Origin of the sequence: Thermosynechococcus sp. OHK43 (assembly GCF_014466085.1) — a bacterium.
Classification (GTDB): Bacteria; Cyanobacteriota; Cyanobacteriia; order Thermosynechococcales; family Thermosynechococcaceae; genus Thermosynechococcus.
On sequence record NZ_JACOMP010000128.1, the window covers coordinates 1 to 3,301 of the forward strand.

General features: G+C 56.2%; 3 protein-coding genes. 1 reads left to right on the forward strand and 2 read right to left on the reverse strand.

Translation table 11 applies throughout. The annotated features are described in order from the left end of the window. The coding region (locus tag H8Q75_RS05185; protein WP_297040860.1) for a S41 family peptidase at positions 1-881 on the forward strand (881 nt) is incomplete at its 5' end. Here the strand turns inward: H8Q75_RS05185 and gor are convergent. Together gor and H8Q75_RS05195 are read right to left on the reverse strand one after the other, a co-directional pair. Further along, complete coding sequence (gor, locus tag H8Q75_RS05190; RefSeq protein WP_297040861.1) at positions 868-2,253, reverse strand: glutathione-disulfide reductase; 1,386 nt, start codon at positions 2,251-2,253, stop codon at positions 868-870. The genes H8Q75_RS05185 and gor overlap by 14 nt on opposite strands. A gap of 41 nt (positions 2,254-2,294) precedes the next feature. Continuing rightward, positions 2,295-3,301: permease (locus H8Q75_RS05195; protein ID WP_297040862.1), on the reverse strand; the 1,007-nt coding region annotated here is incomplete at its 5' end.

Genomic DNA, 3,301 nt, shown 5'->3' on the forward strand with positions numbered 1-3,301 from the left:
GCACTGACCCTGAGACCGGGGTCCATGAAGTGATTGCTCCCATTGATGGCTCTCCCGCTGCCCAAGCCGGTATTCAACCCCGCGATCGCATTCTTGCCATTGATGGTGTGCCCACCCCCAAACTGAGCCTTGACGAGGCCGCCGAAAGGATGCGGGGGACGGCGGGTTCTGCGGTTCACCTATTGCTGCAGCGGGGCAATGAAGCCCCTCAGGAATTGATCCTGCACCGGGGACACATTGAGATTAATCCGGTCACGGCTGAGGTTCGCCAAGTGCAGGGGCACACCGTTGGCTATATTCGCCTCAGCCAGTTCAGTGCTATGGCCCCCACAGAAATGCGCAAAGCCATTCAAATGCTAGAGCAGCAGGGAGCTGAGGCGTACATTCTTGATCTGCGCAATAATCCGGGGGGACTGTTGCAGGCGGGAGTAGAAATTGCCCAGTTGTGGTTGGACTCGGGGGTAATTGTCTATACCGTCGATCGCCAAGGGATTATTGATAGCCTCAATGCCAGTGGGGGCGCTCTCACCGATGATCCGCTAGTTGTCCTTGTAAATAGCGGCACAGCCAGTGCCAGTGAGATTTTGGCCGGTGCCCTCCAGGATCATGGGCGCGCTCGACTGGTGGGCGATCGCACCTATGGCAAGGGCTCGATTCAGTCCCTTTTTAGCCTGAGTGATGGCTCTGGCCTCGCTGTGACGATTGCCCACTACGAAACCCCCAATCACCACAACATCAACAAAGTAGGGATTGAGCCAGATCGGCGGGTGCTCGATGCCCCAGAGAGTCTGATGGCCATGGGTACCGCAGCAGATCCCCAATATCTGGCGGCCCTAGAGTTGCTCCACAGTCCCATCCAAGTGGCCACTAGCGCAGGGTAACAAACTCCTCAGCAGTAGAGGGGTGAATGCCAATGGTGGCATCAAAGTCTTTCTTGGTGGCGCCCATTTTGAGGGCGATCGCGATCCCTTGAATAATTTCAGCCGCATTATCCCCCACCATGTGGGCCCCCAGCACCCGCTCCGTATTCTTCTCCACCACCAATTTGACGATCACCTGTTCAGGGCGCCCCGTGAGGCTGTGGTACATGGGCCGAAAGGCCGTGCGGTAGATTTTCACATTCTCATCCCCCAATTTCGCCTTGGCTTGCGCCTCCGAAAGCCCCACAGAAGCTGCCTCCGGCTGGGAAAACACCGCTGAGGGAATATTCTCATAGCTTAAGGTGCGGGGTAGATTGCCAAATTGGGTATCGGCAAAGGCGCGTCCTTCAGCAATGGCTACGGGGGTGAGATTGACGCGGTTGGTGCAGTCGCCCACAGCAAAAATATGCTCTTGATTGGTGCGGTAGTATTCATCCACCCCAATGGCCACAATTCCTTGGCTATTGGTTCTTAGGTGAACTCCCGCCTGATCGAGGCCTAGCCCCTGCAAATTGGGAGCGCGCCCCACGGCACACAGCACCGTATCAACTTTGGTTTCACAGGTTTGCCCCTGCTGTTCGTAGCAAATGCGGATATTACCCTTCTTAGTGAGCTTCAAGCCAGTAATGTGGCACTGGGGACGCACATCAATGCCGTGGCGGATCATTCCTCCATAGACGCCATCTTGAATGTCTTGATCAAAACCCCGCAGGGGGCGATCGCCCCGCAGAAAGTGAATTACCTCCGTCCCTAGCCCCTGCAGGATGCCAGCAAACTCAACACTGATGTAGCCGCCGCCAAGGATGGCCATGCGCTTTGGCTGCTTGGGCAACAAAAACATCTCCCGCGAGGTAATGCTGTGTTCAATTCCCGGCACATTGGGTTTAATGGCTTCGCCGCCAACGGCAATCAGGATTTTTGCTGCTGTCACCCGCCCCTGTACCTGTCCTTGGCGATCCACCAGTTCTAGGGTGTGGGGGTCAGCAAAGCGGGCAAAAAAGGGCAACAGTTCAACACCTGCTTTTTCCAAATAGCTAATGTGCAGTTGACTGAGCCGATTCACCTCCTGATCCACCGCACGGATCAGGCGTTCCCAATTGAGTTTTGCCTCAACGGGGCGCCAGCCATAGCCGACAGCGTCTTCAAAGAGGCGGCTAAACTTGGAGCCATAGACCATGAGCTTTTTGGGGACACAACCCCGAATCACACAGGTGCCGCCCACTTTATCCCCTTCGGCGATGGCCACCCTAGCCCCGTAGGAAGCTGCCCGCTTTGAGGCTGCCAAGCCACCGGAGCCGGCACCAATCACCAGTAGGTCATAGTCGTAGCTCATCTTCACACCTCAAGATTTAGCTTCACTCTCGCAAATCTGTTTTAGGGCGAAAGGGCGCCATAAGCAATCCCGCTCAAGGTCGCCATCAGCACCACCAACGCCGTATAGGTCAGGGTTTTGCGCCAGCCCATGATCTGACGCAGAACCAGTATATTGGGCAGGGATAGAGCTGGACCGGCCAGTAGCAGTGCCAGTGCAGGACCTTCTCCCATGCCATTGGCTAAAAGACCTTGCAAAATCGGAACTTCGGTTAGGGTGGCAAAGTACATGAGTGCGCCGGAGAGGGCTGCCAAGAAATTGGCAACAATCGAATTGCCCCCTACAGCCGTTGTAATCCACTGACTAGGAATGAGGGCCTCACTGCCCGGACGGCCTAAGAGGAAACCTGCTATGAGCACTCCCAACAGTAGCAGAGGTAAAATTTGTTGCGCATACTCCCAACTGGACTCAAACCAAGCCCTCGCTTCCTTCTGGCCAGTACTGGTCAGCCAACTGATGCCAACAATGCCGGCACTAAAGGGCACTAGCGGCGAGGCCGCAAATCGCCATGCGAGTACGGCGGTGACAGCGATCGCCAGAAGTACCTTCGCTGGGCTGACGTGGTACCACACCACCAGCAGACCGCTCAAAATGAGAGCCAACAGACCCGTGAGCCACCATTTGCCAAGAGCGATGGTCTGCCAGGGCGAGGCATCGGTTGTTGGTTGCACCCAGTTGGCAAAGACCAGTATGCCCACCAGTACTCCCAGGAGGGTGGCCTGCTGCCATAGGGGACGCCTTGGCTCGTTCCTGCTAACGGTGGCCGTATTTACGGCTGCTGCACTGATCGGGGTAGGAAAGAGAGCCTGCATCAGCAGGCCAATCACAACACTAAAGGCGATCGCCCCGATTGCCCGCGCAAGCCCCAGCGAGAGACCTAAGACCCGTGCAGTCAGGATAATTGCCAACACATTAATGGCGGGACCAGAATACAAAAAGGCAATAGCAGGCCCCAAACCCGCTCCTCGCCGGTAGATACTGGCAAACAATGGCAAGACTGTACAGGAGC